The 25,828-nt window shown below is 41.8% G+C and carries 28 protein-coding genes and 1 riboswitch; of the genes, 25 read left to right on the top strand and 3 right to left on the bottom strand.

Annotated elements, in window-relative coordinates; translation table 11 throughout:
• The first annotated feature begins 3 nt into the window (after window positions 1–3).
• From ACQKMF_RS08885 to ACQKMF_RS08835, 11 genes are all read left to right on the top strand, one after another.
• The gene (locus tag ACQKMF_RS08885) at window positions 4–1,137 is read left to right on the top strand and encodes a cobalt-precorrin-5B (C(1))-methyltransferase (protein WP_402942444.1); all 1,134 of its coding nucleotides are present in this window, start codon (window positions 4–6) and stop codon (window positions 1,135–1,137) included.
• Window positions 1,112–2,314, top strand: a complete 1,203-nt coding sequence (cbiE, locus tag ACQKMF_RS08880; RefSeq protein ID WP_402942976.1) for a precorrin-6y C5,15-methyltransferase (decarboxylating) subunit CbiE — start codon at window positions 1,112–1,114, stop codon at window positions 2,312–2,314. The genes ACQKMF_RS08885 and cbiE overlap by 26 nt, the downstream gene beginning before the upstream one ends.
• Window positions 2,307–3,014: a precorrin-2 C(20)-methyltransferase gene (cobI, locus tag ACQKMF_RS08875; protein ID WP_230176406.1), complete on the top strand. Its 708-nt coding sequence runs from the start codon at window positions 2,307–2,309 to the stop codon at window positions 3,012–3,014. Before cbiE ends, cobI begins: the two co-directional genes overlap by 8 nt.
• Window positions 3,011–3,787 (top strand): precorrin-4 C(11)-methyltransferase, encoded by a 777-nt coding sequence (gene cobM, locus ACQKMF_RS08870; protein WP_427572664.1) that lies wholly within the window; start codon window positions 3,011–3,013, stop codon window positions 3,785–3,787. Before cobI ends, cobM begins: the two co-directional genes overlap by 4 nt.
• A complete protein-coding gene (locus tag ACQKMF_RS08865; RefSeq protein WP_427572662.1) occupies window positions 3,784–4,908 on the top strand; it encodes a cobalt-precorrin 5A hydrolase in 1,125 nt (374 codons plus the stop codon). Before cobM ends, ACQKMF_RS08865 begins: the two co-directional genes overlap by 4 nt.
• A 14-nt stretch (window positions 4,909–4,922) precedes the next feature.
• Complete coding sequence (locus tag ACQKMF_RS08860; protein ID WP_427572660.1) at window positions 4,923–6,314, top strand: cobyrinate a,c-diamide synthase; 1,392 nt, start codon at window positions 4,923–4,925, stop codon at window positions 6,312–6,314.
• Between the two features lie 38 nt (window positions 6,315–6,352).
• On the top strand, window positions 6,353–7,162 hold the full coding sequence (gene cobA, locus ACQKMF_RS08855) for a uroporphyrinogen-III C-methyltransferase (protein WP_402942456.1): 810 nt from the start codon (window positions 6,353–6,355) through the stop codon (window positions 7,160–7,162).
• Window positions 7,141–7,704, top strand: coding sequence for a nitroreductase family protein (locus ACQKMF_RS08850; protein ID WP_427572658.1), 564 nt, complete (start codon window positions 7,141–7,143; stop codon window positions 7,702–7,704). Before cobA ends, ACQKMF_RS08850 begins: the two co-directional genes overlap by 22 nt.
• Window positions 7,705–7,718: 14 nt before the next feature.
• The gene (locus ACQKMF_RS08845) at window positions 7,719–8,255 is read left to right on the top strand and encodes a cob(I)yrinic acid a,c-diamide adenosyltransferase (protein ID WP_427572656.1); all 537 of its coding nucleotides are present in this window, start codon (window positions 7,719–7,721) and stop codon (window positions 8,253–8,255) included.
• Between the two features lie 13 nt (window positions 8,256–8,268).
• On the top strand, window positions 8,269–9,786 hold the full coding sequence (locus tag ACQKMF_RS08840; protein WP_427572654.1) for a cobyric acid synthase: 1,518 nt from the start codon (window positions 8,269–8,271) through the stop codon (window positions 9,784–9,786).
• Window positions 9,787–9,951: 165 nt separating this feature from the next.
• Window positions 9,952–10,224 (top strand): HU family DNA-binding protein, encoded by a 273-nt coding sequence (locus ACQKMF_RS08835; protein ID WP_063233522.1) that lies wholly within the window; start codon window positions 9,952–9,954, stop codon window positions 10,222–10,224.
• 457 nt (window positions 10,225–10,681) lie between these two features.
• Here the strand turns inward: ACQKMF_RS08835 and ACQKMF_RS08830 are convergent, their stop codons facing one another.
• Window positions 10,682–11,410 carry a protein kinase domain-containing protein gene (locus ACQKMF_RS08830; RefSeq protein ID WP_402942979.1) on the bottom strand — a complete coding sequence of 243 codons (729 nt, stop codon included), beginning with the start codon at window positions 11,408–11,410 and terminating at the stop codon, window positions 10,682–10,684.
• Between the two features lie 392 nt (window positions 11,411–11,802).
• On the opposite strand from ACQKMF_RS08830, the gene ACQKMF_RS08825 reads away from it, so the two are divergent.
• The 11 genes from ACQKMF_RS08825 (at window position 11,803) to ACQKMF_RS08775 (ending at window position 20,265) form a co-directional block, all read left to right on the top strand.
• Window positions 11,803–11,985 carry a hypothetical protein gene (locus ACQKMF_RS08825; RefSeq protein WP_311735932.1) on the top strand — a complete coding sequence of 61 codons (183 nt, stop codon included), beginning with the start codon at window positions 11,803–11,805 and terminating at the stop codon, window positions 11,983–11,985.
• A gap of 66 nt (window positions 11,986–12,051) precedes the next feature.
• A complete protein-coding gene (locus tag ACQKMF_RS08820) occupies window positions 12,052–12,195 on the top strand; it encodes a flavin reductase family protein (protein ID WP_427572651.1) in 144 nt (47 codons plus the stop codon).
• Between the two features lie 488 nt (window positions 12,196–12,683).
• A riboswitch (TPP riboswitch) is annotated at window positions 12,684–12,813 on the top strand.
• A gap of 134 nt (window positions 12,814–12,947) precedes the next feature.
• The gene (gene tenA, locus ACQKMF_RS08815; RefSeq protein WP_101221886.1) at window positions 12,948–13,631 is read left to right on the top strand and encodes a thiaminase II; all 684 of its coding nucleotides are present in this window, start codon (window positions 12,948–12,950) and stop codon (window positions 13,629–13,631) included.
• A gap of 14 nt (window positions 13,632–13,645) precedes the next feature.
• Window positions 13,646–14,230, top strand: coding sequence for an ECF transporter S component (locus tag ACQKMF_RS08810; RefSeq protein WP_230176404.1), 585 nt, complete (start codon window positions 13,646–13,648; stop codon window positions 14,228–14,230).
• A 12-nt stretch (window positions 14,231–14,242) separates the two neighbouring features.
• Window positions 14,243–15,706 (top strand): ABC transporter ATP-binding protein, encoded by a 1,464-nt coding sequence (locus tag ACQKMF_RS08805; RefSeq protein WP_101221888.1) that lies wholly within the window; start codon window positions 14,243–14,245, stop codon window positions 15,704–15,706.
• Entirely contained in the window at window positions 15,707–16,483 is a 777-nt protein-coding gene (locus tag ACQKMF_RS08800; RefSeq protein WP_402942471.1) for an energy-coupling factor transporter transmembrane component T family protein, read from the top strand. It abuts the gene before it with no gap.
• A gap of 40 nt (window positions 16,484–16,523) precedes the next feature.
• Entirely contained in the window at window positions 16,524–17,135 is a 612-nt protein-coding gene (locus ACQKMF_RS08795; protein ID WP_427572648.1) for a DUF561 domain-containing protein, read from the top strand.
• Window position 17,136: 1 nt separating this feature from the next.
• Window positions 17,137–18,261 carry a glycine oxidase ThiO gene (gene thiO, locus ACQKMF_RS08790; RefSeq protein WP_427572646.1) on the top strand — a complete coding sequence of 375 codons (1,125 nt, stop codon included), beginning with the start codon at window positions 17,137–17,139 and terminating at the stop codon, window positions 18,259–18,261.
• A gap of 14 nt (window positions 18,262–18,275) precedes the next feature.
• A complete protein-coding gene (thiS, locus tag ACQKMF_RS08785) occupies window positions 18,276–18,479 on the top strand; it encodes a sulfur carrier protein ThiS (protein ID WP_101221892.1) in 204 nt (67 codons plus the stop codon).
• Window positions 18,480–18,481: 2 nt separating this feature from the next.
• A complete protein-coding gene (locus ACQKMF_RS08780; RefSeq protein WP_427572644.1) occupies window positions 18,482–19,249 on the top strand; it encodes a thiazole synthase in 768 nt (255 codons plus the stop codon).
• The gene (locus tag ACQKMF_RS08775; protein WP_427572642.1) at window positions 19,246–20,265 is read left to right on the top strand and encodes a thiazole biosynthesis adenylyltransferase ThiF; all 1,020 of its coding nucleotides are present in this window, start codon (window positions 19,246–19,248) and stop codon (window positions 20,263–20,265) included. The genes ACQKMF_RS08780 and ACQKMF_RS08775 overlap by 4 nt, the downstream gene beginning before the upstream one ends.
• Window positions 20,266–20,452: 187 nt before the next feature.
• On the opposite strand, the gene ACQKMF_RS08770 is transcribed toward ACQKMF_RS08775, so the two are convergent.
• The gene (locus tag ACQKMF_RS08770) at window positions 20,453–20,596 is read right to left on the bottom strand and encodes a small acid-soluble spore protein P (RefSeq protein WP_427572640.1); all 144 of its coding nucleotides are present in this window, start codon (window positions 20,594–20,596) and stop codon (window positions 20,453–20,455) included.
• A gap of 115 nt (window positions 20,597–20,711) precedes the next feature.
• Between ACQKMF_RS08770 and ACQKMF_RS08765 the strand changes: the two genes are divergently transcribed.
• Window positions 20,712–20,975, top strand: coding sequence for a hypothetical protein (locus ACQKMF_RS08765; protein WP_137018480.1), 264 nt, complete (start codon window positions 20,712–20,714; stop codon window positions 20,973–20,975).
• Window positions 20,976–21,111: 136 nt separating this feature from the next.
• On the opposite strand, the gene sspO is transcribed toward ACQKMF_RS08765, so the two are convergent.
• Window positions 21,112–21,264: a small acid-soluble spore protein O gene (gene sspO, locus ACQKMF_RS08760; RefSeq protein WP_034312428.1), complete on the bottom strand. Its 153-nt coding sequence runs from the start codon at window positions 21,262–21,264 to the stop codon at window positions 21,112–21,114.
• Window positions 21,265–21,649: 385 nt separating this feature from the next.
• Between sspO and acnA the strand changes: the two genes are divergently transcribed.
• Both acnA and ACQKMF_RS08750 read left to right on the top strand, forming a co-directional pair.
• A complete protein-coding gene (gene acnA / locus ACQKMF_RS08755; protein WP_101221896.1) occupies window positions 21,650–24,361 on the top strand; it encodes an aconitate hydratase AcnA in 2,712 nt (903 codons plus the stop codon).
• Window positions 24,362–24,567: 206 nt separating this feature from the next.
• On the top strand, window positions 24,568–25,101 hold the full coding sequence (locus ACQKMF_RS08750; RefSeq protein WP_101221897.1) for a TlpA disulfide reductase family protein: 534 nt from the start codon (window positions 24,568–24,570) through the stop codon (window positions 25,099–25,101).
• Window positions 25,102–25,828 lie beyond the last annotated feature (727 nt).

The following is a 25,828-nucleotide window of genomic DNA, read 5'->3' as shown; positions in this document are numbered from 1 at the left end:
AACATGGAAAAGAAAGTGAAAAAAGACCCCTCACAAATGCGTCATGGATATACGACGGGAGCATGTTCGACAGCCGTGACCAAAGCGGCATTGACCGCTTTGATCACGGGGGATGCACTAGAGGAGGCAACCATTTCCTTGCCAATCGGCCGAGATGCCACTTTCACTATTGAGAAATATGAAATATCGGAAAATGCGGTTAGTGCAGAAACGATTAAAGATGCCGGAGATGATCCCGATGCCACACATTTGGCCCATATTATCTCTACTGTCAGCTGGTCGGATGCACCTGGGATTATATTGGATGGAGGGACCGGAGTTGGTCGTGTAACCAAACCTGGACTTCCCGTTCCAGTTGGAGAAGCGGCGATTAATCCTGTACCGCGCAAGATGATTTTAACCACTGTGCAACAAACACTGGAAGAATTTAAGATCAATAGAGGTGTGAAGGTCGTCATCTCCGTGCCAGCAGGTGAAGAAATAGCGAAAAAAACATTAAATGGCCGCTTGGGGATTGTAGGAGGAATTTCCATTTTGGGAACAAGGGGCACTGTCGTCCCTTTTTCCAGTTCCGCCTATATGGCAAGTATCGTCCAGGCTATCAGTGTCGCCAAAGCTAGCGGGTGTGAGCATCTTGTCTTAACGACTGGCGGGCGCAGTGAAAAGTATGCCATGGGCCTTCTCCAGGATTTACCTGAGGAAGCCTTTATTGAAATGGGTGACTTTGTGGGCTTCTCACTTAAGCAATGTAAGAGGCAGGGAATTAAAAAGGTCTCACTGGTCGGCATGATGGGTAAATTCTCCAAAGTGGCCCAAGGTGTGATGATGGTGCATTCAAAAAGTGCCCCGGTCGACTTTGGTTTTCTATCGGAAATTGCCCAAAGCGTCGGAGCTGATGATGATCTTGTTCTTGAAATCAAGAATGCAAACACAGCGTCACAAGTCGGGGATATGATGTCAGCCATTAATAATTTTGACTTTTTTAATAAATTATGTGAATCCTGCTGTCACTCTGCCATTAACCAAGTGAAGGGTGGCATTGAAATGGAAACGGCGATTTATTCGTTGAAAGGACTATTATTGGGAAGGGCTGTTGGAATTGAGTCAATCGATGAAATTAATCGGGATAGGGGATAACGGTCAGGAAAGCTTACTGCCTCAATATGCCCAATGGATAGAAGAAAGTGAAGTGCTGGTCGGAGGTGAGCGGGTTTTATCCTTCTTTCCGAACTATTCTGGCAAAAAGATTATCATAAAGGGCGGTTTGAAAACAATTGTAGAACAACTGCAGGAGGAAACTCGCCCAACTGTGGTTTTAGCTTCCGGTGACCCAATGTTTTATGGAATGGGAGGTTATCTTTCCAGCAAAATCAACATGGAGGTTTACCCATATTTCAGTTCAATTCAGCTTGCTTTTGCAAAAATGGGGGAAAGCTGGCAAGATGCCTTCCTCGTTAGCATTCATGGACGCAGCATGAAAGGGCTGGCCCAAAGGATTGATGGGAAAGCGAAAGTTGCCTTGCTTACTGACAGCGAAAATAGCCCTAATCAACTGGCTAAATATCTCCTTTCATTCGGAATGACGGAATACCGGGCATTTGTGGCTGAAAATCTTCAAGGGGAAACGGAAACATCAGGTTGGTATGAACTTGATAAAATGATGGAGCGGGAATTCTCCCCGTTGAACGTCGTCATTTTGAAACGGAAAACAGAAGGACCGAGTTGGTCATTAGGGATTGAAGATGAAGAATTTTCGCAGCGTAAACCGGACAAAGGCCTCATTACCAAAAAGGAAATCCGGGTATTAAGCCTGCATGCATTGAAGCTAAAGAAAAACAGTATAGTTTGGGATGTTGGTACGTGTACGGGCTCAATGGCAATTGAAGCGGCCAAGCTTGCATCCGAAGGCCAAATTTTCGCAATTGAAAAAAATGAGCCTGATTTAGATAACTGTTATCAAAACCAACGTAAATTCCGTACCGATATAACGGCGATTCATGGTAAAGCCCCGCAGGGATTGGAAAATTTTCCTGATCCTGATGCGATCTTCATTGGCGGGACTGGCGGCGAAATGGGAGAGCTGATCAATACTTGCTGCAATCGGTTAAAAGAAGGCGGCAGGATCGTTCTGAATGCTGCGACGATTGAGAATCTTTACCGTGCTAATGAAGCATTTGCGGAAGCTGGTTTTCACACTTCCATCATGCATGCGCAAATCTCCAGAAGTAAGCCAATATTGGGAATGAACAGATTTGTACCGCTTAATCCGGTTTATATCATTACTGCACAACGAAAGGAAGACATGAATGAGTAATCTTGGTACATTATATGGCCTTGGCGTAGGCCCGGGCGATCCAGAGCTAATTACAGTAAAGGCATTTCGCGTGATTCAGGAATCTCCGGTCATTGCGTATCCCAAAAAAAGAAAAGGGAGTAAAAGCTACGCACATCGCATTGTTGAAGTTTACATTCGTCCTGAAGAAAAGGATATGCTGGGCCTTGTTTTTCCGATGACGAAAGATAAAGCCATTTTGGATCGGGAATGGAACGGAACGGTTGAAAAGGTTTGGCAAAAATTAAATGAAGGAAAAGATGTGGCTTTCGTAACGGAAGGCGATCCGCTTTTATATAGTACGTTCATACATATGATGAAATTGATGCAGGAGTTGCATCCCGAAGTCGAAATCAAGACAGTCCCGGGCATTTCTTCCTTTAATGGATCAGCGTCAAGGCTGGGCATCGCTTTGGCTGATGGTGATGATCATGTTGCGATAGTTCCTGCAAGGGATGACTATGAAGCGATGAAGAAGGCGATCGAAGACCATGATGCCGTTGTGTTCATCAAAGTGGCAAAGGTCATCGATTTAATGATTACCGTTTTAAAAGATTTGGACTTGCTTGAAAAGGCCTCGGTCGTAACCAAAGTCACTTCCGATGAAGAAGTGATTTGGAAAGTGAGTGAATTGGAAGGACTTGAACTAGAATACTTAACATTGATGGTGGTGAGAAAATGAAGATATATATTGTAGGTGCTGGACCAGGTGACCCGGATTTGATTACTGTAAAAGGATTGAACATTCTCCAAACGGCTGATGTTATTTTATATACGGATTCATTAGTGAATGAAGAATTGATTGCTAAGGCAAAACCCGATGCCGAGGTGCTGAAAACGGCTGGAATGCATTTGGAGGAAATTGTTGGCATCATGGTTGAGCGTGTTAAAGAAGGAAAGATGGTTGCTAGAATTCATACAGGGGATCCTGCCATGTACGGTGCAATCATGGAACAAATTGTCCTATTGAAGAAAGAGGGTATCGGTTATGAGGTGATTCCTGGCGTGAGTTCGGTGTTCGCCTCAGCAGCGGCAATAGGAGCAGAGCTGACCATACCTGATTTAACCCAGACACTTATATTAACGAGGGCTGAAGGACGTACGCCTGTTCCGGAATTTGAGAAGTTACGTGATTTGGCAAGTCATCACTGTACGATTGCCCTTTTCTTGAGTGCGACCTTGACCAAAAAAATCGTTAAAGAACTCCAGGAAGCCGGTTGGAAGGATGAGACACCGGTTGCAGTCATTCAAAGGGCAACATGGCCGGACCAAAAAATCGTCCGCACTACGCTAGTGAACTTAGATGATGATATGCGTAAAAATGGCATCCGCAAACATGCGATGATTTTGGCTGGATGGGCTTTGGACCCTGCCATCCATGATAAAGATGAATACCGTTCCAAACTATATGATGCGAGTTTTACCCACGGTTTCAGAAAAGGTGTTAAACCATGATCATTGAATTGAAAGAAGCGGAACTTGCTCCCATTAAACGGTCCCACACTTATGCGATCGTAGCAATTACAAAGCATGGTGTCGAGCTGGCGCGAAAATTACATACCGTTTTTTCGAATTCCGATCTATATTACATGAGCAAGTTTGAAAAAGGGGACGAAGAGCATAAACAGATCCAGCTTTTTTCGGGCAGTGTCCGTATGCTATTGCCAGCTTTATTCAAGGAATATAAGGGAATCATTTTAATTATTTCACTCGGGGCAGTCGTGAGGATGATTGCACCAATTTTGAAGGATAAGAAAACGGATCCAGGTGTCGTAGTCATTGATGATAAAGGGGAAAATGTTATCAGTGTACTGTCAGGGCATCTGGGAGGGGCAAATGAACTGACTAAGGAAGTTGCTGCAGCCCTTGATGCAAGAGCTATAATCACCACGGCTTCGGATGTACAAAAAACGATTCCTGTCGACTTATTCGGCCAGCGCTTCGGCTGGATTTGGGATTCCGCAGAAAAATTGACGCCAGTAAGTGCGTCCGTAGTAAATGAAGAGCATGTTGCCGTTGTACAGGAATCAGGTGAACGGAACTGGTGGTCTTATGATACGGCATTACCTGAACGAATTATCATATACCCATCCATTGTAGAAGCGCTTCAAGCAAAGCCGCAAGCAGCGCTGGTCGTGACTCACCGCATGCTTAAGCAGTCGGAAAAGAGAATCCTGGAAAATGGAATCGTATATCGTCCAAAGGTCATTGCTCTTGGTATCGGGTGCAATAGGGGAACGGCGGCGGCTGAAATAGAGCAGGTGATTGCAGAAACACTAGCCGATTTATCATTTTCATTAAAAAGCGTTAAGGCGATCTGTACAATTTCCTTAAAGAAAGACGAACTTGGCTTGATTGAAGTAGTTGAAAAATATGGCTGGGAATTCGTGCATTATGAACCGGAAGAGCTTAATCAAGCCAAAATCGAAGCGCCATCGGATACAGTATTTAAATACACGGGTGCATATGGTGTGAGTGAACCGGCTGTGAGGATCTATACTAAAGCTGAACAATTGGAGCTGGTTAAGAAAAAATCGGGGAACGTAACCATATCAGTTGGGATCATTCCTTTTTAAGAGGGAGAAAAAATATGAACGATAGAAGATTGGTAATTGCAGGTACCGGAAGCGGTGTCGGTAAAACGACATTGACCATCGGAATCATGGCAGCCCTCCAGAAGAAAGGCTACACCGTTCAAGGGTTCAAATGTGGTCCTGACTATATTGATCCTACTTATCATACAGCAGTTACAGGACGGGTTTCACGCAATCTTGACAGTTGGATGTTTGAACATGACACTGTTCGAGAAATTCTTAATAAAGCAGGTGCCGGGGCTGATATATCGATCATCGAAGGGGTCATGGGCTTCTTCGATGGCAAAAGCCCTTTAGCAAATACAGGATCGACGGCTGAAATCAGCATCATCACGCAAAGTCCTGTCCTGTTGGTAGTCAACTGTGCCAGCATGGCACGGAGTGCAGCGGCCATCGTAAAAGGATTTCAGGACTTTTCGACCGGCCCGAACATCATTGGGGTCATTGCCAATCAAGTGGGAAGTGCAGGTCATTACAAAATTGTCAAATCAGCCATTGAGCAAGAATGCGATGTACCGGTGCTCGGTTATATGAAGCGGGAATTGGATATTGATATTCCAAGCCGTCATTTAGGTTTAATTCCTGCTATTGAACGCGGGGAACTAAATCCGTTTTTCGATAAGCTCGCACAATTAGTCATGGAAACGATCGATATCGAGCAGTTGTACCGTTTGTCAAAGACATCCTCCGTTACCAGTGGAAACTCAAATATTTTTCAACCCAAAAATGAAAAGGACGTATGCATTGCCGTCGCAAAAGATGCAGCCTTCAATTTTTATTATCAGGAGAACCTTGAGCTGCTAGAAGCATATGGGGCGAACATCAAGTATTTTTCTCCATTAAAAGGGGATGAAGTACCATTGGATGCTGATGGTTTATATCTTGGAGGCGGTTTTCCTGAGGAATTTGCAGCTGAACTTTCCGGTAACGTGGAAGCTATCATATCCATCAGAAGCTCCATTGAAAAGGGGATGCCGACTCTTGCGGAATGTGGCGGTTTCATGTTTTTGAGCAAATCGATTGAAACAACTTCCGGAGAAACGCATCAGATGGCAGGAATGATACCGGGCAGGATTAAAATGCAGAGAAAGCTTGCAGCACTTGGGTATCGTGAAATCACAGGAACTCCAGGCAATTTTTTGATCAATGAAATGGAGCAGGCAAAAGGTCATGAATTCCACTACTCGACATTTGAAGCGGATGCTGATCTTACACATGCTTATGAATCCAAAGGCAGATTCGGTTCGAAACAAGAGGGGTGTGTATTGGGCAACCTTGTTGCGGGGTATACCCACTTTCATTTTGCTTCCAATCCAACACTTGCAAAGAACTGGATCAATGCTTGCTTAAAACAAAAAAACAGATCTGCCCATGAAACTATCAACTAGTAAAATGTATTTTTTGAAGCTTAAGAGGAGGCGCGAGCATGAAACCGGGAAAAGTTCATCTGGTCGGTGCGGGTCCCGGAGATCCGAAATTGATTACGGTATATGGACTGGAATGTATCCAAAAGGCGGATGTCATTGCATATGACAGGCTTGTCAATCCAGAACTATTAAACTATGCAAAAGAAGGTGCAGAACTGGTGTATTGCGGGAAATCACCAGGGAAACATCATCTCATTCAAAATGAAATACATGAACTTTTAGTGGAAAAAGCTTTACAGGGGAAAAACGTCACCCGTCTGAAGGGTGGAGATCCATTTGTCTTTGGGCGGGGCGGTGAGGAAGCGGAAATACTGGCTGCTAACGGGATTGAATATGATATCGTCCCAGGAATCACAGCGGGAATCGCAGCTCCGGCTTATGCGGGCATCCCGGTGACCCACCGTGATCATGCTTCAAGTTATGCGATTGTGACAGGCCATGGCCGTGATTACAAGGGGCAGGATAACCTGAATTGGCAGGCATTGGCTCAGGGCATCGATACCATCGCCTTTTATATGGGAATAGGTAATATGCCGTTTATCTGTGAAAAATTGATAGAGCATGGCAGGGACGGCAATACGCCAGTGGCTGTCATTGAATGGGGCACGACTGATAAACAAAGGACGATTACCGGTACCTTGAATTCGATTTCTTTGAAGGCTATAAAAGAAGAAATTCAAAATCCATCAATCTTTCTAGTAGGGGATGTCGTCCAATTAAGAGAAAAAATCCAATGGTTTGAAAGAGTGATTGATTCAGAGTCCATAATTGAAGGGAATGAGTCGGAATGTCCATCATTCAAGAATTGAAGGAACGCCGGGCAATAAGGAATTACGAAGAAAAAGAAGTGGAAGACCAAAAAATCAGGCAGCTATTGGAAGCGGCTACCTATGCCCCTAACGATCGATTGCGTGAACCTTGGAGTTTTTATGTTATCAAGGGGGAAGCGAAGCACCGTTATGAAAGATTGGCAGAAAGGTATTTACATGAACGCTTTCCGACCAAACCAAAGTTGATTGACAGCTCACTGGAAGTTGTAAAGACGACACCGCTTATCATTGTCGTGACTTCCGATATTTTGCCTGATGATCCAGATTCATCCGAAGACAATGTATTCGCTTCTTGTTGTGCCGTCCATTCGATGTGGCTTGCCGCAAAAGAACTTGGTCTCGGATTCGTTTGGCGCACTAGAGGAGTGGGTCTAGTCAGGGATGAACGCCTGCACGAATTTATCGGTTCACCGGAAAACAAAAAAGTGATCGGCACCATTTTTGTCGGATACCCTAAAGGCGATCAACCGGTTCCAGCTACTAAAAGGACTTCATACATAGAAAAAACAGTTTGGCTATGAAGGTAGGTGAGTGAGTGGCACGCAGAGGATTAATGCTTATTTATACAGGAAACGGGAAAGGGAAGACGACTGCCTCATTAGGGGTGACTTTGAGGGCAATCGGCAGAGGAATGAATGTCAAATACCTTCAGTTCATAAAATCTCCAGAGCGTACTTATGGGGAAGCATTGGCTTTGAGAAAATTAGGAGTTGAAATGGAGCAGCTAGGTATTGGTTTTACATGGACCAAAACACCAGAAGAGCATCGCAACGCCTTATCGTTAGCATGGGAAAAGGCGAAACTGGCACTTACTGATCCGGATATTGATTTACTTGTTTTGGATGAGTTGAACAATGCGTTAGCGATTTCCAAATTCCCGATTGAAGATGTCTTGCCATTGGCTGAAATCATCGATGCAATTCGAAATCGTCCCGCTAATATGCATATAGTCATTACCGGCAGGGATGCAAGGCCAGAGCTTATGGAAATGGCCGATTTGGTTTCAACGATTGAGGCGACCAAGCATTATTATGACGAGGGCATCGGCGCTGTCAAAGGATTAGAGTTTTAAGGGGGTGAGCGTAATGAAGGCACGATCCATCATGATACAAGGGACGTCGTCTGATGTAGGGAAAAGTTTGATTTGTACGGCATTTTGCCGGGTATTTTCCAATAAAGGATTACGTGTCGTCCCATTCAAATCACAAAACATGGCTTTGAATTCTTATGTAACCTTGGATGGCGGTGAAATCGGACGGGCTCAGGGAGTACAGGCGGAAGCAGCACGGATCACGGCAACGACCGATATGAATCCGATATTACTGAAACCGAAGCAGGATATGGTTTCGGAAGTCATCGTGCACGGAAAGCATTTTCTTGATATGAATGCAAAAAGCTATCGGTCCCAATTTGTCCAGGAAGCCATGCCCATCATCCGTAAATCGGTCGAAAAACTTCAAGAAGACTATGACATCATCGTACTCGAAGGGGCAGGAAGTCCGGCTGAAATTAACCTGAAGGACCGGGATATAGCGAATATGCGAATGGCTAAACTCACGGATGCGGCTGTCATTTTGGTGGCCGATATTGATCGTGGTGGAGTATTTGCGTCCATCATCGGCACACTTGCTTTATTGGATCAAGATGAACGAGATAGTGTAAAGGGGATCATCATCAATAAATTTCGTGGCATGCGTGAATTGTTGGACGATGGTATTGAATGGGTGGAAAAGGAAACCGGGATTCCGGTTCTCGGGGTGCTGCCCTATCTTGACGTGAATATTGAAGCGGAAGATTCACTTGCCCTCTCTTCCTTACGTTTTAAAAAACCTAAAAAGGCTGAGTTTCCGATAGATGTAGCCGTCTTGAGATTTCCGCGGATCTCCAACTTTACAGATGTGGATCCTTTTTTTGATGAACCCGGAGTAGGTGTCCGCCTGGTAAGCAGTGTCCATGAGTTAGGTAATCCCGATCTGCTTATTTTGCCTGGTACAAAAAACACGATGGAAGATTTAGAGTGGTTGAATCGTATGGGGTTGGATCGGGCCATCAATGAACTGCGGAAACAAGGAACGATGATATTTGGCATATGCGGCGGTTTTCAAATGCTAGGGACTAAACTTTTCGATCCTGAAGCTGTCGAAGGTGACGGTGAGAACGCAGATGGGCTCTCGCTTCTTCCGGTGGAAACCGTATTTCAAGCAGAAAAGAAAACGGTACAAATGGAAGGTGTCCTTTCTGCCGGGATAATGGATGGTCAAATGAATCTTAACGGTTTCGAAATACATTTAGGCAGAACGACTTTGAAGTCGCAAGTAAGGCCCTTTCTTTTATTGAAGGATGGAAGAGAGGATGGAGCCATTTCCAATGACAACAAGGTAATGGGAACATATCTTCATGGGATATTCCATAATCGCCTGTTCACTAGATTACTAGTTAACCAAATTCGACGGAACAAGGGGTTGGAAGAAGTGAAGGAAAACGTCCAAAGCGACTCGGAGCGCAGGGAGGAAGCGTACAATCTCTTGGCATCCCATTTGGAGGAAAACATTGATATGGATACCATCAATCAATGGCTGCAGCTGGAAACTGCAGAAAGTTGAAAAGGTCATTAGGTTAATGTGATCAATGCCCTTTTACCTTTAAAAAAGATCATTTTAGAGCGATAATTCCTTTTATTTAGCCATTTTAAGTGACAGAGGCATACAAGATATGTTATGTTGTCTACTCTACATACTTTATACAAAATAAAAGGATGAGGTGTTCATATGAATAAAACAGAATTAGTGAGCAGTGTTGCAGCACAAGCTGAACTGACAAAAGACGACGCAAAAAAAGTAGTGGACGCATTGTTTGAAACAATCACGGCTACACTTGCTAAAGAAGAAAAAATCCAATTAGTTGGTTTTGGTACATTTGAAGTGCGTGACCGCGCTGCCCGTACAGGAAGAAACCCGCAAACTGGCGAAGAAATACAAATTGCAGCTAGTAAAGTTCCCGCTTTTAAAGCAGGTAAGGAATTAAAAGAAGCTGTAAAATAAAAAAGTAAACAAAAAAACCTGGCGATGCGATATTCGCCAGGTTTTTTTGTTTACTGTCATGCGCTTCGAAGAACAGTAAAAGACAGTCATTTTTATTTATTTGTGCCATTATCTAACGGAGGAATTTAGGGAGTTCTCATGATCAACAATGAAAGAAGCCCACTTCAGGAAGCAGTAATGGAATGTAACATAAATGAAAAAAAATTATAGTACTTATTAGTAAGGTTTATACTGTGACTATGTTAGGCTAAGTAATAACAAGTTTTAAAACCAAAATAAAAGAGGTGAAAGATATGCTGAAGAAAATAATGAAAAAAATCAAACAGCTTTCCCAAGGCAGCAGTGAGCGAAGACATGGTCATTATCGCCGAGGCAGCAGCAGCAGCAGCCGAGGCTACAAAAGGTATCCCATGAGTGGAAGTGACCGCTACAAGAGAAAAGGGCGCGGCAGTAGCAGCTAATTCAGTTTCTTTGACTTCAATGCAGCCTGCAGGTCCATTGAGATTTCTTTAATATCTGAATAAGGTTCTTGGATGCTTAATAACCTTTTCAGTAAATGCACGGTTTCTTTTTCTAACGAAAGCTCTTCTGTCCAAGGAAGAGTCTTTTTACTTTTGGAGGCGTACGTCGTGTAAAGTGCATATAGAAGTATTTCCCCCAAGTCGTAAAAATCCTGCCTTTTCAGCTGCAACATGGTTTCTTTAGTAAAATCGGCCGAATTGATCTTTTTAGACAAACCAAAGTCTATCAAAATGGGCTGATTGTTCTTTAGTAAAATATTTGGTATACGTAAATCTTGATGGGAAATGTCATGGTCATGTAGATAAGATACTAAAACGACCAGCTCATCCAGAAAAAATAGAGACTCTTTCTCATTGAATGTTATATGATTCAAGAAAATATGGTCTTCCAAATTATCTCCTTCTATGAAATCCATCACAAAATAAACATTTCCCTCATGTGAAAATTTCTCGTGAAATTTGGGGATGTTTTTGTGGTTTAACATTCGTAAAATGGAAATTTCATTTTCAAACTGCTTCAGCTCTTTTTTGCTGCGGCGTTTACTTTTCCGGAGCTGCTTGATCACTATATTTTCTTTTTTTTTCAAATCATTGCAAAGATAAATAATACCGTAGCTTCCTGTTCCGATTACAGCTTTTACCTCGTAACGGTAATTCAAAACCACTCCTTTTTTTAAAGGTATATCCACGAAAAATTGGTAGAATTTTCTAAATGTACGCAAAATTGAAACTTTCCTCACCACTTTCATCTATTCAAGTCAAGAACAAAAAAGTCCGTTAGTAATTAAGCTGGAAATATGAATGAACATGGATAGTTTAACACTGATTTTTGATAATGCGGTAATGAAAGTCATTTCTTCGGGGAATTCTTTTGATAGTTCACAATTATAAATTTTTCCTGTAATTTCACATTATGAAATTATATGGTTTTTAAAAATATTAAGTTTACTATAATGAATTCATAATAAAAGAGTAGGATGTGATGAGGTGGATGGGCGCGAGTTGAGAAGTTGCTTTGGGAAATCCCTAACCGGCGTCACAATAGTGAGCTGGTTTGATGGAAAGTTCAAAAGGGGAATACTGTGAATTCTTTTCCTTCGGTTTCCTTGGATCCACCGCTTGCTTTAGTATTCATAAAGAAGCAAAAGCCTGCACTAGCATGAAAGATAAATCTTTTACCATTAATATTTTGTCGGATGAACAGGAAGCCATTGCATGGCAATTTGCGGGCAGCAAATAGGAAACGCTTGAAACCGACTGGGATAACAAGGGAATTTCCCCAAAAATAAATGGAAGTGTTGCCTGGATGGAATGCAAATCATGGAGAGAGTATGATGCTGGTGATCATGTATTGTTCATCGGTGAAATCCAGGAGTTACATTCCGAATATTTGGAAGCGCTTACTTTTTATCGAGGGAAAATGGGGTCTGCTAAACAGTTTGTAAAATAAGGGGATTCTAATGGGCATTAAAACCGGGGAAGAATATATTAATAGAATTAAATCAAGGAAACCGGAATTATGGCAGCTATGATAAACTACAGATCGAGCAAAATATTAAAACTAAAAGCAACATCGAATGTATAATATTGTTTTTTAGAGAATAAAAGAATTCACGAGTAAAGCAGCAGAAATCCCAAGAAAAATCAATTTCACGAGTAAAGCAGCTGAATTCACGAGTAAACCTGCCAAATTCACGAGTAAAGCAGCTGAATTCACGAGTAAACCGGCCAAATTCACGAGTAAAACAGTAGAATTCACGAGGAAATTACGTAATGAAACCCATTGATTAAAGTGCCGTTAAACTGCCGGGTAAATGGTGTATATGCAAGATTGAAAGGTTAGTAACCCTAAATCATTAAGTTGAAAACTTTTTCTAATACGTTTGACAATTGGATTTATCGTGTTAATATAAAGGCAAATGAAATTTAATATACAATTTGTACCACTAGGGGTGCTTTATAGGTGAAAGTTGATTTTTACCGCAGAAGCTGAGATTAAAGTATGACTTTAAGACCCTTAGAACCTGATCTGGTTTATACCAGCGTAGGGAAGTGGGGTCTGGAACAATACGTTTCTGTATTATTTCAAGTACAACCACTTTCTTTACGTTTAAGAAAGTGGTTTTTTGTTTGCAAAAAAAGGGGTGATAAAAGTTTTTTTCCGTAACATTGATTAAAAAAAATAATTTGGAGGTAATGGTCATGAAATTTTCAGAGGAAATTCGTCAGGAAGTGGATCACATTTGGGAAGCTAGCTTTAATCACCCGTTTGTTGCAGGAATAGGAGATGGCACTTTGCCATTGGAGTGTTTCCGTTTCTATGTTATGCAAGATTCCTATTATTTATCTCATTTTGCTAGGGTTCAAGCTTTAGGAGCAGTTAAAGCTACTGATTTACATACAACAAGCAGGCTTGCCGGCCATGCACAAGGAACATATGAAGCGGAGTTGAAGCTTCATGAGAATTTTTCTGAGAGATTAGGGATCACAAAAGAAGAACGGGATAATTTCAAACCAGCCCCGACCGCTTATGCTTATACTTCCCATATGTATCGTGCGGCTTATTCGGGACATTTAGGAGATGTTATTGCAGCTATCTTGCCGTGTTACTGGCTTTATTATGAAATAGGTGAAAAGCTGCAAGGGTGCATGCCGGAGGAGCCGATTTATCAAGAATGGATAGCGGCTTACGGAGGGGAGTGGTTCCGCACTTTGGTGGAAGAACAAATTGCGAGGCTTGATGAGATTGCTGAAAAAGTGACAGACGAAGATAAGGAAAGAATGAAAGAGCATTTTATCCTCAGCAGCCAATATGAATACTCATTTTGGGAAATGGCTTATCGTTTAGAGACATGGCCTGTGCATAAGGAAACACTAGAAGTATAAAGGGGAATGAAACAATGAAAAAAGGTTTGAAATTAACGGACATATTGGTCACGATCGTGATTGCGGTAGCATTTGGAATCGTTTATATCCTTTGGGGTTCGATTTATTATTCAGTTAAACCGTTAGGATTACATCTGGATCAACTTATTTATGGAATGTGGTTTATAGCTGGCCCCGTCGCCTTCTTAATTTTACGGAAACCGGGTGTGGCACTTTTGGCGGAGATAGCTGCAGCTTCCGGGGAGTTCTTCCTTGGTTCACCATGGGGGCTGACCGTACTGTTATATGGGGTGGTACAAGGTTTGTTCGCGGAACTGGTGTTCATGGCTTTCAAATATAAAAAATTCAATATGCCGGTGGCCGTTTTAGCTGCGATAGCTTCCTGCCTGGCATCAGTTATTATGGATTTTGCATACGGGGAAATAGGTGCGCTTTCAACTTGGAATCTATCGTTATTCATGATAGCGAGGTTTGTGGGTTCCATATTCTTTGCAGGTGTGACCGCTTATTATCTAGTTAAAGTCCTGGAAGCAACAGGAGTAACAAATCTTGTGCGTCCGGTTTCAAATAAAGATTATGCAGAACTGGATCAAAAGTAGAGGTTGAGGGCCATGGAACCAATCGTTTCTGTTGAAAAGTTAAGAATGAAATATCCCGGTGATGAATCTTTGATATTCAAGGACCTATCATTAACGTTTGATCAAGGAGAAAAAGTGCTATTGTTGGGGCCATCAGGTTGTGGTAAGTCGACCCTTTTACAAGTGTTAAGCGGATTGATTCCGAATTCCATCGAAGTACCGATGAAAGCGGAAAAATTGAAATGCCCTTCTTCGTGGGGGTATGTTTTTCAAGATCCTGATAGTCAGTTTTGCATGCCATTTGCCGATGAGGAAATTGCCTTCGTCCTTGAGAATCTTTCCGTCCCTAAAGAAGAAATGAAAGAGAAGATTCAAAATCATTTCCGTAAAGTAGGATTGAACCTGGGCCATACAAGTATTGAAACATTATCAGGCGGGATGAAACAGCGTCTGGCAATCGCTTCAGTATTGGCCCTTGAACCAGAAGTGATATTTTTAGATGAGCCAACCGCCATGCTTGATCCGGAAGGAACGAAAGAAATCTGGGAATTGCTGAAGGAAGTCGGACGAGACAAAACGGTTATTATCGTCGAGCATAAAATTGACCATGTTTTAGAATTCATCGAACGAATCGTGCTTTTTAACGATGATGGTCAAATCATAGCTGATGGTCCAAGAGACACCATTCTTTCACTATATAAAAATGAAATGAAGGAATATGGAATTTGGTTCCCAGGTGTTTGGGGTGAATATATACAGAATTATGCACCGATTCGGGAACACCCATTTACAGATGATTCACCTCTTATGAATGTGCAAGGCTTTAGCGGTTTTCGAAATAAAGAGGAAAAAATCAAGGTTGACGAGCTGAAGGTCCATTCAGGTGAATGGATTGTAATCAGGGGTGAAAATGGCGCGGGGAAGAGTACACTTTTGCATGCACTGATGCAGTTCATAAAAACGAATGGTAAGTATGAATTATTGGGAACACCGATTAAAAAGGTGAAAAATCCAACGGATCATATGACGTTTGTCTTTCAAAATCCTGAGTTTCAGTTCGTTGCAAATACTGTATATGAAGAGATTGCTTATTCATTGCGAATTGATAAAAGGCCGCAACAAGAAATAGATGAGAGAGTCCGCTCATTGCTTAAAGTGTTCCGCCTGGAGGCACATCGGGATAAACACCCGTTTCAATTATCAATGGGTCAAAAGCGTCGCTTAAGCGTAGCCGCCTCAATCGTAATAGACAAAAAAATCATTCTCCTGGATGAGCCAACCTTTGGCCAAGATTCGAAAAATACCTTTGCATTACTGGAATGGTTTGAGGAATATCGAAGGCGTGGAATAACAGTGATCATGGTAACTCATGATGATCATATTTCAAAAAACTTTGCAACCAGGATCTGGACGGTTAAGGATGGAAACGTAATAAGTGATGAAAACATTGTGCAATCAGGATTTGTGGAGACCAAAGTTAAAAGGAGTGTCATGTAGATGAATGATTCAAATGCAGAAACATGGCTCCATAGAATTAATCCAAGCCTTAAACTTGGTGTACTGATTGTGTTATGCATCGTGGCGTTATTCATTCATGACCTGAATTATATGATGAATATCACCATTGGCGTATTACTTTTGTTTTTGTTTTTTACCGGGCATTCGATAAAACGCATCTTACTTTTGTCGATTCCCTTTTGTTTCATTTTTATCTCCACCTCTTCTGCAATGATATTATTCGGGCAAGGTGAGACGCTTTGGTTTGAGTGGGGCCTTATATCGATTACTGAAGAAAGTTTCATTAGGGGATTACTGGTAGGCTTTCGAGCTTTGTTCTTTGCGGTCCTTGGCTTAACTTTTTCCTTAACTACGAGGCCAGTGAACTTGTTTTATTCGTTAATGCAGCAAGTTAAGCTTAAACCGAAATATGCCTATAGTTTCATGGCGGCATTAAGGCTGATTCCCATCATGATGGAGGAGTTCCAAACGATACGAAATGCGATGAAGGTACGCGGCTTCGAAAGGGGAAAAGGGATAAAAGCGTTATATTTTAAAATGAAAGCCTATTCCATCCCGTTGTTATCCGGAAGCATAAGACGTGCTCACCGAATCGCGGTTGCGATGGAAGCAAAGCGATTTACAGACACACGAGAACGAACATTCTATTATGAGTTTGGGTTTTCAAAAAAGGACCATGGTTTCATTTTGTATTTTATCATCCTGTTGTTGGCCGGCTTTTATCTGTCGATTCAATTCCCGTTAGTTTCTATTTGATTTTATGAGATTGTAACTTTACTTGTTAGGAGTCCTTAGTATGAATGCACATGAATTGCATATTATTTCTACTGGGAAACAGCCAATTGAAAAGTTTGTGGAAATCGCTTCAATCATTCAGGAACATGTTGATTTCTTTTATCTAAGGGAAAAGCATATGACTGCATCGGAACTTTATCGAGCAGTGACCCTGCTACATGATAATAAGATCCCGCTTTCTAAGATCATCATTAATGATCGGGTGGATGTAGCTTGGGTACACAAAGTATTTGGTGTGCAATTGGCTTTTCATAGTTTAGATGCGGGAGTCGTAAAAGGAGCTTTTCCAGGGATGAATGTTGGCTGTTCGATCCATTCCATGGATGAAGCGAATGCCGCATTCAGCAAAGGGGCCGATTACGCGATATATGGACATGTTTTTGAAACGGATTCAAAAATCGGCCTTCCTCCTAGGGGAGTTGAGGAGCTTCATGCAATCTCAAGAAATGTCAATCTTCCGATAATTGCGATAGGCGGAATAACACCTTTCAATTGCCAAATCGTGCTGGATGCGGGGGCACGTGGAATTGCGGTCATGTCAGGGGTTCTTGAAGCTGAAAATCCGATTGAAGCCGTTAAAGAATATGCGAAGTCTTTGGGAAAGGAGACATAAGATGAATTCCATATATGATGCAATCATTGTTGGGGGAGGAGTAATAGGTGGATCCATTGCTTTTCAATTAGCCAAACGAGGTAAAAAGGTCCTTTTATTGGAAAAAGATAGACTTGCCAGCAAAGCATCCAGTGCTGCAGCCGGGATGTTAGGGGCACAAGCCGAGTTGGATGCTGATAACCCGCTTTTTACATTGGCAAGCCGAAGCAGGGGGATGTTTCCTGCACTGGCGGAAGAATTAAAAGACATAAGTGGAATAGACATCGAATTAGTGAACAAGGGCATGTTCAAGGTGGCGCTAACGAATGATCAGGTAGCCGAGTTGAAGAACATGATTAGAGCCCAGCAAGATGCGGGACTTGAGGCTGAATGGCTATCGACTGCCGAAATAAGGAAAACGGAACCGCTTCTTTCGGATGAGATTAAAGGAGCCATGTTCATTCCTAAGGATGGACAAGTTTCAGCCACTAGGCTGTCGCTCGCTTTTACTGAATCTGCCGCTGCCCTTGGTGTAGATATAAAGGAATTTGTTCATGTCTCCGATTTGGTTACTGAAAACGGATGTGTAACGGGAGTGGTGACGAACATAGGTGCATTTTCAAGTGAAAATGTCATCGTGGCAGGTGGGGCTTGGAGTGCTTTCCTCCTTGAAAAATCAGGGATGAAACTCGACAGTTATCCTGTAAAGGGAGAGTGCTTTTCCGTCCTGACCGATCGTCCATTGCTTGAAAAAACGGTCTTCTCGCATGGCTGCTATCTTGTGCCCAAAGTAGGCGGAAGAATCATTGTCGGGGCAACGGTTAAGGCGGGCACTTTCGATCAAAAGGTAAGTCTTGACGGGATTTCTACTTTAATAGAAAGAGCAACGCAATTGCTTCCGGCGATTAAAGGGACCGAATTGGAAAAGACCTGGGCAGGTATACGCCCACAAACTGGGGACGGCTTGCCATACTTTGGTGAACATCCGGCATGCAAAGGACTTTTCATTGCAACGGGGCACTACAGGAATGGCATCCTGCTTTCTCCAATTACAGGTGTACTTATAGCGGATATTTTAGAAGGGAAGACAAATCCCGAATGGTCCGCTTTTCGATTGGATCGTTCGATACAGACCCTTTTTTCTTAATGGAGGTGGATGAATTGGAATTGGTCATTAACGGCGAAAAAATACGGATTCCTGCCGATGAATCAACAGTTACAGGGCTTTTGCAACACTTTAATTTACATCAAAAAGTAGTGATTGTTGAATTGAATGATGAAATATTAGCAAAAGAAAGTTTAAGTGAAACACTTTTGTCAAATGGAGACAAGGTAGAGATTGTACATTTTGTAGGAGGCGGATGATTATGTTAAAGATTGGTTCGTATGAATTTTCTTCAAGATTACTATTAGGTACTGGAAAATATCCAAATTTCGATGTTCAAAAGCAATCAGTAGAGGTTTCGGGGACGGAAATATTAACATTTGCGGTCCGGAGAATGAACATTTTTGAAGCCAGCCAGCCCAATTTTTTAGAAAAGCTTGATTTGAAAAAGTACACACTCCTTCCCAATACAGCAGGAGCTAAAACAGCCAAGGAAGCAGTACGCATAGCCCATCTAGCAAAGGCATCTGGCTTATGTGACATGATTAAGGTAGAAGTCATTGGCTGTCAAAAAACTTTGCTGCCTGATCCGATTGAAACATTGAAAGCTGCTGAAGAATTAGTGAAACTCGGATTCACCGTATTACCTTATACTTCGGATGATGTGTTGCTCGCTAAACTCCTGGAAGAAGTGGGGTGCCATGCAATCATGCCTGGAGCTTCACCAATTGGCTCTGGTCAGGGCATTATAAACCCATTGAACTTACGCTTCATCATGGAACAATCTGAGGTTCCGGTAATTGTTGATGCAGGGATTGGAACTCCCTCCGATGCGGTTATCGCCATGGAATTAGGGGCGGATGGCGTATTGCTTAACACTGCTGTTTCGGGAGCAAAAGACCCCGTCAAAATGTCGAAAGCAATGAAACTTGCCATTGAGGCAGGTCGATTGGGGTATGAAGCAGGAAGAATCGAAAAAAATGATTACGCGATAGCAAGCAGTCCAGTTGAAGGATTGAGCATTGGATGAGTGAACGTTATTCACGTCAAGAACTTTTTGGCCCTATTGGAGCAGAAGGGCAAATGAAAATTCGCAAAAAGCACGTTTTGGTGATTGGAGCGGGTGCTCTCGGTACGGGAACTGCGGAAGGTCTTGTACGAGCCGGAATTGGGAAACTCACCATTGTTGACAGGGATTATGTAGAGTGGAGCAACCTTCAAAGACAACAGCTTTATTGTGAAGAAGATGCACAAAAAAGAATACCGAAAGCAGTGGCAGCAAAGAATCGTTTGCAAGCGCTAAATTCGGACGTTATCGTAAATTCATTTGTGGCGGATGTATCGGTTGATGAATTGGCTAAGCTGGTTGAAGGCGTGGATTTAATATTGGATGCCACTGATAATTTCGACACCAGGATGCTTATCAACGATACTGCGCAAAAATATAAAATACCGTGGATTTACGGGGCCTGTGTAGGAAGTTATGGGATAAGTTACACGGTGATTCCGGAGGCGACCCCATGTTTGAATTGTTTGCTGGAAACGGTTCCGATGGGAGGTCTGACATGTGATACGGCGGGAATCATCAGCCCTGCTGTTCAAACGGTCGTTGCTCATCAAATGGCGGAAGCTTTAAAAATCCTTGTCGAAGATCATGCATCGCTAAGAAACAAAATCGTTTCATTTGATCTTTGGAAAAATGAACATTCATCCATAAATGTAGCGCAATTAAAAAAAGATACTTGTTTGTCCTGCGGGTCAAATCGAACGTATCCCCACCTCTCTTATTCAAATCGAACAAAGACTGCCGTTTTATGCGGAAGGGATTCGGTCCAGATTCGGCCGGCAATCAAGCTTGAAAGAGACTTGGCGGAACTTGAAAATAATCTTATCGCACAAGGTGGTAAGATCGACAGGAATCCTTATTTACTTTCATTTACCATTGGAACCCATCGGTTGGTCGTTTTTAAAGACGGACGGGCGTTGATTCATGGAACAAAAGATATTGCAGAGGCAAAAACGTTATATCATCGTTATTTTGGCTGAAATGGATTGGCACGGACTTGAAATTCACGTTTAAACCGTGAAAGAGTGCCCAAAAAAGACGCCCTTATAATAGGAAGGTATCGAACATTTTCCATGTGATTTATTTGCTGCACAAATATAAAACGAAAGCGGTGTCTGCCTTTTGGGGCGGCACCGCTTTTCGTTATGGAACGATTATTTAAGCAGCTTACATATCATGACTGCTATTATGCTTCTGACGGGAATGCTGTCTGTTTTTCACCTTATGAGAACCGCTTAACGGTGCAGGTTGACCTGAATTATTTCCTTTAGGAGCATTATTTCGAATATCTTTACCATCGTTTTTGTTCATGTTCGATCCCTCCTATCTCTTAAGATAATCAGTCCGTGAAATTTTATTCACATACATATATTTGCAAACCTCGTACATGCTATTGATGGACACTATATTTAAGGAGCTGAACCAAATGCAGGATAAACAAGATAAGCGAAGGGCTTTCCAGGAAGCCCAGCAAAGTTATCAGCAAGTATTTGATGTATACTCATCCATTGAGAAGAACGCACCGAATTACGGAACGGAATTGAAACATGTGAAGCAGGAAGTGAACGAGGCCTATCAGCAAATACAATCAGCTTTAGTCACCGCTTCCGAACATCAGAAAGAACAATTGAGGAAATTCGAACAGGATATTCAGTCAATCGTCAATGAGGTGAATTCTGAGGACTATTGAGTGACAGGTTCTATCGTCTTTTGTGCGTTTAACTTTTGCGTTTCCTGATTTTAGAATGGAATAGGCTTTTTGAAAAATGCAGTACAACTGCCATTTCAAAAAGCCTATCCTGTTTAAAGCCTAGAAATGAGGGAAATCATTGGTTTTTCTTTCTTTTTTTATTGTTTTGCCTTTGCATTTCCGATAATGGCGGTTCATTTCCCAATTCATCATTGTATCCAGCCCCATTACCTTGCGCTTTTGCGGCATTCATACCCGGTATAACATGATTTGCCTTTTGTTTTGTCATTTCGACACCTCCACCCATAGAATGCGATAATGTCGAATGATTATGTATGAAGTACTAATATGTTTTGTTGGAATAATTTATCAGCCCATAAATAAGGGTATTTTCAATAAAACTCATATCAGCATCGCTTCCTAAATGCACTTTAATATGTGGGGGATTTTTTTCTATAAGAGAAACTTATCAAAAACAATAACTTTCTTGTTATTTACTTATACTCATTTCTATATTAGTATTAAGTTGAAGGAAGAGTTAGGGTGGGAGAAGAGAGAGAAAATTCGACAAACTAACTTTTTTACTTATATTTATAGTAAACATGGTTTCAGTGAACCAGGTTTTACTTTTATGTGCAGAATACGTTCTGACAGTTTAATAGGGGGTAATATTCATGACGAAAAATGACGTATACCAAGCGCGTAAGTCCTTTGAAATTGAAGGGAAACGCTACAACTACTACAGCCTAGACGCTATTGAAAAAGCAGGGGACGGCCAAGTATCTCGCCTTCCATATTCCATTAAAGTGTTACTTGAAGCGGTACTTCGCCAAGTAGACGGAAGAGTAATCACAAAAGAACATGTTGCGAACCTTGCTAAATGGGGAACAAGCGAGCAACAAGATATAGATGTTCCTTTCAAACCATCTCGTGTTATCCTACAAGATTTCACTGGTGTTCCAGTTGTTGTTGATTTAGCTTCTCTACGTAATGCATTCGCTGCACTTGGTGGAGATCCTGACAAAATCAACCCGGAAATTCCAGTTGACCTTGTAATTGACCACTCTGTACAAGTTGATAAAGCAGGTACAATCGATTCCCTTGATGCCAATATGGATCTTGAATTCGAACGTAATGCAGAGCGTTACCAGTTCCTAAGCTGGGCTCAAAAATCATTCAATAACTACCGTGCGGTTCCACCAGCAACTGGTATCGTTCACCAAGTTAACCTTGAGTACCTTGCGAACGTAGTGCATGCAGTTGAAACTCCAAACGGCGATTTTGAAGTATTCCCTGACTCTGTATTCGGTACAGATTCTCATACTACAATGATCAACGGTATTGGTGTTCTTGGTTGGGGCGTCGGCGGTATCGAAGCAGAAGCAGGCATGCTTGGACAGCCTTCATACTTCCCGGTACCTAAAGTAGTCGGTGTAAAACTGACTGGTCAACTTCCTAAAGGAACAACAGCTACTGACCTTGCATTGAAAGTGACTCAAGTTCTTCGTGCACACGGCGTAGTTGGTAAGTTTGTTGAGTTCTACGGTCCTGGAGTAGGATACCTTCCACTTGCTGACCGTGCAACAATCGCTAACATGGCTCCTGAATATGGTGCTACAGTTGGTTTCTTCCCTGTCGATGCAGAAGCGATCGATTACATGCGTTTAACAGGACGTGATGAAAAACAAATTAAAGTGGTTGAATCTTACTGCAAAGAAAATGGATTGTTCTACTCTCCTGAAAACGAAGATCCAGCATACAATGATGTTGTGGAAATCGACCTTTCAGCAATTGAACCAAACCTTTCAGGCCCTAAACGCCCGCAAGATTTGATTCCACTTTCTCAAATGAAACAATCTTTCCATGATGCTATCAATGCACCTATGGGTAACCAAGGTTTCGGCATGGACAATTCTGAATTGGATAAAGAAGTAACTGTTAAATTTGCCGATGGTAAAGAAACGGTAATGAAAACAGGTGCGATCGCAATTGCTGCAATCACAAGCTGTACAAATACTTCTAACCCATACGTAATGCTTGGGGCAGGTCTTATTGCTAAAAAAGCAGTTGAAAAAGGCTTGACTGTTCCGGATTATGTAAAAACATCATTGGCACCAGGTTCTAAAGTTGTTACTGGTTACCTTCGTGATGCAGGTCTTCAACCATACCTTGATCAATTAGGATTCAACGTAGTTGGTTACGGCTGTACAACATGTATCGGTAACTCAGGTCCATTGGCTGATGAAATCGAAGCAGCTGTTGCTGAAGCAGATCTATTAGTAACTTCAGTACTTTCTGGTAACCGTAACTTTGAAGGTCGTATTCACCCACTTGTAAAAGCAAACTATCTTGCTTCACCTACTTTGGTTGTAGCTTATGCTCTTGCTGGAACTGTGGACTTCGATCTTAACAATGATTCCCTTGGTAAAGACAAAGATGGTAACGATGTATATCTTGCTGATATCTGGCCATCACAAGAAGAAGTTAACGCTGCTGTTAAAGCAACAGTTACACCGGAATTATTCCGTAAAGAATACGAAACAGTATTCAACGATAACAAACGTTGGAATGAAATCCAAACAAGCAACGAAGCGATTTATGCTTTCGATTCTAAATCAACATACATTCAAAATCCTCCATTCTTTGAAGGATTATCACCAGAACCAGGTTCCGTTAACCCGCTTTCCGGCTTGCGCGTAGTAGGTAAATTCGGTGACTCAGTAACAACTGACCACATTTCACCAGCAGGTGCAATCGGTAAAGATACACCAGCTGGTATTTACCTTCGTGAAAACGGAGTGAAACCACGTGACTTTAACTCTTACGGTTCTCGTCGTGGTAATCATGAAGCAATGATGCGCGGAACATTCGCTAACATTCGTATCCGTAACCAAGTTGCTCCAGGTACAGAAGGTGGTTTCACTACTTACTGGCCAACTGGCGACGTAATGGCTATCTATGATGCTTGTATGAAATACAAAGCTGATGGAACAGGTCTTGCTGTAATTGCTGGTAAAGACTATGGTATGGGAAGCTCTCGTGACTGGGCTGCAAAAGGTACTAACCTTCTTGGCATCAAAACAGTTATCGCTGAAAGCTTCGAACGTATTCACCGTTCTAACCTTGCGTTAATGGGTGTTCTTCCTCTTCAATTCAAAGAAGGCGAAAACGCTGAAACACTAGGATTGACTGGTAAAGAAGCGATTGCAGTTAAAATCGACGAAACAGTTAAACCACGTGATATCGTAACAGTTACAGCTACTGATGAAGCTGGAAACGTAAAAGAATTTGATGTACTTGTTCGTTTCGATTCCGAAATCGAAATCGACTACTACCGTCACGGTGGTATCCTTCAAATGGTATTACGTAATAAATTAAAAGGCTAATTTCAGCTTTTAGGAAGCGGTAAACCTACTTATCAGGTTTACCGCTTTTTTTGTGTCAAGTTTATGAAACAATGTGATATCATGTTATGATTTAAAGGAATTGCACTTTTCCGGAGGTCCTTTTATTGTTAAGATGGAATAGGGAAGTTGTTCTATTTCTGGAAATGGACTAATATTTTTATTGTAATGGGACTAGGGGGACGAGTATGCTTAAAAAAATTATTGCTTCGGTGGCCTTACTATCACTTATTACTGTAGCGATTGTGCAGGCGATGGATAATGACTCAAAGGAAAATAACGAAAAAGATGCTTTGGGCGGATTGAAAATTGGAGCTAAAGCACCGAATTTCTCCCTGAAAACTTTGGATGGGAAACAAGTTGAATTATCGGATTATAAGGGCAAAAAGGTAATGCTGAATTTTTGGGCAACGTGGTGTCCGCCTTGCAAGAAGGAAATGCCGGATATGGAGAAATATACACAGCAAGCGGGTGATGATGTCGTCGTACTTGCCGTCAATATTGACCCTGAAAATGATGTACAAGCATTTGTAGAGGATAATGGAATTACTTTTACCATACCGCTGGACAGTCAAAGTGCCAAAAATCCAGTGAATGAGCGCTACAAGATTCTTAGCATACCGACAACTTACTTCATCGACAAACAAGGCATCATCAGGAATAAGGTAATTTCAGCCATGCAATTAAAAGATATGGAACGAAATATAAATAGTATGCAGTAGGGGAACTTTATGAAGTTCCAACAGTATTGAAGGAATTAGCGAAACTCGGTGCCCAAACCCGGCTAGATGCATGGGGCTAGGAGACTTGGCGGCAGTCGGAGGGAAAATTACAAACTGAAACGGAACCTATAAAGGTTCCGTTTCAGTTTGTAGACAAGAGGGGGGGCGGAATTAAAAAATTCCGAACCCTTTTGTCAATGGCAGCCTCCATTTTACGTGGCACCAGTTGGTATAAAGTAATCATTTCCAGTTCGATCTCGCTGAATAGAATCATGTTTAGAAAGTATCCTCATCACCTCAAGTTTTATTAATTCTATTTTAAGGCAGTGAAGACTTTAGGCAAAAGGGTTCTATCTAATAGTTAAAACAAAGTTGATTGGAACGGAAGGTACGAGACTCCTGCGGGAAAAGCGAGTCCAGGACCGCCCCGGAAAGCGAGTGCCTGGAGAGGAAATCAACGTACATTGTACAAACCAAAAAAACTGTAGACAACCTCGATTTTCATCGAGGTTAGTCTACATTCTGAAGGAACCCTTATGAAGTTCTGTTTTATTATTTGTTAACAAAGTTGTCAAACTTTAATGAAAAAATCGAAAAATTTAAAAAATTATGGTTAATGTTCATGAAAAAAGGGTTAAAGTATAGAGAGCGGATAAATGGAATTTTAATCAGGTTAAAAATCTGATAATTATGACAATTAAAGGGATGTAAACCATATAGTCATAAT

Origin of the sequence: Peribacillus sp. NPDC101480 (assembly GCF_050277335.1) — a bacterium.
Lineage (GTDB): Bacteria > Bacillota > Bacilli > Bacillales > DSM-1321 > Peribacillus.
Note: the sequence above shows the minus strand (reverse complement) of the source record. Positions and strands in the feature narration are given on the sequence as shown.

Excerpts from the sequence above, each read along its gene's own strand:
- ACQKMF_RS08885 (WP_402942444.1), top strand. The coding sequence starts at position 4 with ATGGAAAAGAAAGTGAAAAAAGACCCCTCACAAATGCGTCATGGATAT.
- cbiE (WP_402942976.1), top strand. The coding sequence starts at position 1,112 with ATGAAATTAATCGGGATAGGGGATAACGGTCAGGAAAGCTTACTGCCT.
- cobI (WP_230176406.1), top strand. The coding sequence starts at position 2,307 with ATGAGTAATCTTGGTACATTATATGGCCTTGGCGTAGGCCCGGGCGAT.
- cobM (WP_427572664.1), top strand. The coding sequence starts at position 3,011 with ATGAAGATATATATTGTAGGTGCTGGACCAGGTGACCCGGATTTGATT.
- ACQKMF_RS08865 (WP_427572662.1), top strand. The coding sequence starts at position 3,784 with ATGATCATTGAATTGAAAGAAGCGGAACTTGCTCCCATTAAACGGTCC.
- ACQKMF_RS08860 (WP_427572660.1), top strand. The coding sequence starts at position 4,923 with ATGAACGATAGAAGATTGGTAATTGCAGGTACCGGAAGCGGTGTCGGT.
- cobA (WP_402942456.1), top strand. The coding sequence starts at position 6,353 with ATGAAACCGGGAAAAGTTCATCTGGTCGGTGCGGGTCCCGGAGATCCG.
- ACQKMF_RS08850 (WP_427572658.1), top strand. The coding sequence starts at position 7,141 with ATGTCCATCATTCAAGAATTGAAGGAACGCCGGGCAATAAGGAATTAC.
- ACQKMF_RS08840 (WP_427572654.1), top strand. The coding sequence starts at position 8,269 with ATGAAGGCACGATCCATCATGATACAAGGGACGTCGTCTGATGTAGGG.
- ACQKMF_RS08835 (WP_063233522.1), top strand. The coding sequence starts at position 9,952 with ATGAATAAAACAGAATTAGTGAGCAGTGTTGCAGCACAAGCTGAACTG.
- ACQKMF_RS08825 (WP_311735932.1), top strand. The coding sequence starts at position 11,803 with ATGGAAAGTTCAAAAGGGGAATACTGTGAATTCTTTTCCTTCGGTTTC.
- ACQKMF_RS08820 (WP_427572651.1), top strand. The coding sequence starts at position 12,052 with ATGGAATGCAAATCATGGAGAGAGTATGATGCTGGTGATCATGTATTG.
- tenA (WP_101221886.1), top strand. The coding sequence starts at position 12,948 with ATGAAATTTTCAGAGGAAATTCGTCAGGAAGTGGATCACATTTGGGAA.
- ACQKMF_RS08810 (WP_230176404.1), top strand. The coding sequence starts at position 13,646 with ATGAAAAAAGGTTTGAAATTAACGGACATATTGGTCACGATCGTGATT.
- ACQKMF_RS08805 (WP_101221888.1), top strand. The coding sequence starts at position 14,243 with ATGGAACCAATCGTTTCTGTTGAAAAGTTAAGAATGAAATATCCCGGT.
- ACQKMF_RS08800 (WP_402942471.1), top strand. The coding sequence starts at position 15,707 with ATGAATGATTCAAATGCAGAAACATGGCTCCATAGAATTAATCCAAGC.
- ACQKMF_RS08795 (WP_427572648.1), top strand. The coding sequence starts at position 16,524 with ATGAATGCACATGAATTGCATATTATTTCTACTGGGAAACAGCCAATT.
- thiO (WP_427572646.1), top strand. The coding sequence starts at position 17,137 with ATGAATTCCATATATGATGCAATCATTGTTGGGGGAGGAGTAATAGGT.
- ACQKMF_RS08780 (WP_427572644.1), top strand. The coding sequence starts at position 18,482 with ATGTTAAAGATTGGTTCGTATGAATTTTCTTCAAGATTACTATTAGGT.
- ACQKMF_RS08775 (WP_427572642.1), top strand. The coding sequence starts at position 19,246 with ATGAGTGAACGTTATTCACGTCAAGAACTTTTTGGCCCTATTGGAGCA.
- ACQKMF_RS08770 (WP_427572640.1), bottom strand. The coding sequence starts at position 20,596 with ATGAACAAAAACGATGGTAAAGATATTCGAAATAATGCTCCTAAAGGA.
- ACQKMF_RS08765 (WP_137018480.1), top strand. The coding sequence starts at position 20,712 with ATGCAGGATAAACAAGATAAGCGAAGGGCTTTCCAGGAAGCCCAGCAA.
- sspO (WP_034312428.1), bottom strand. The coding sequence starts at position 21,264 with ATGACAAAACAAAAGGCAAATCATGTTATACCGGGTATGAATGCCGCA.
- acnA (WP_101221896.1), top strand. The coding sequence starts at position 21,650 with ATGACGAAAAATGACGTATACCAAGCGCGTAAGTCCTTTGAAATTGAA.
- ACQKMF_RS08750 (WP_101221897.1), top strand. The coding sequence starts at position 24,568 with ATGCTTAAAAAAATTATTGCTTCGGTGGCCTTACTATCACTTATTACT.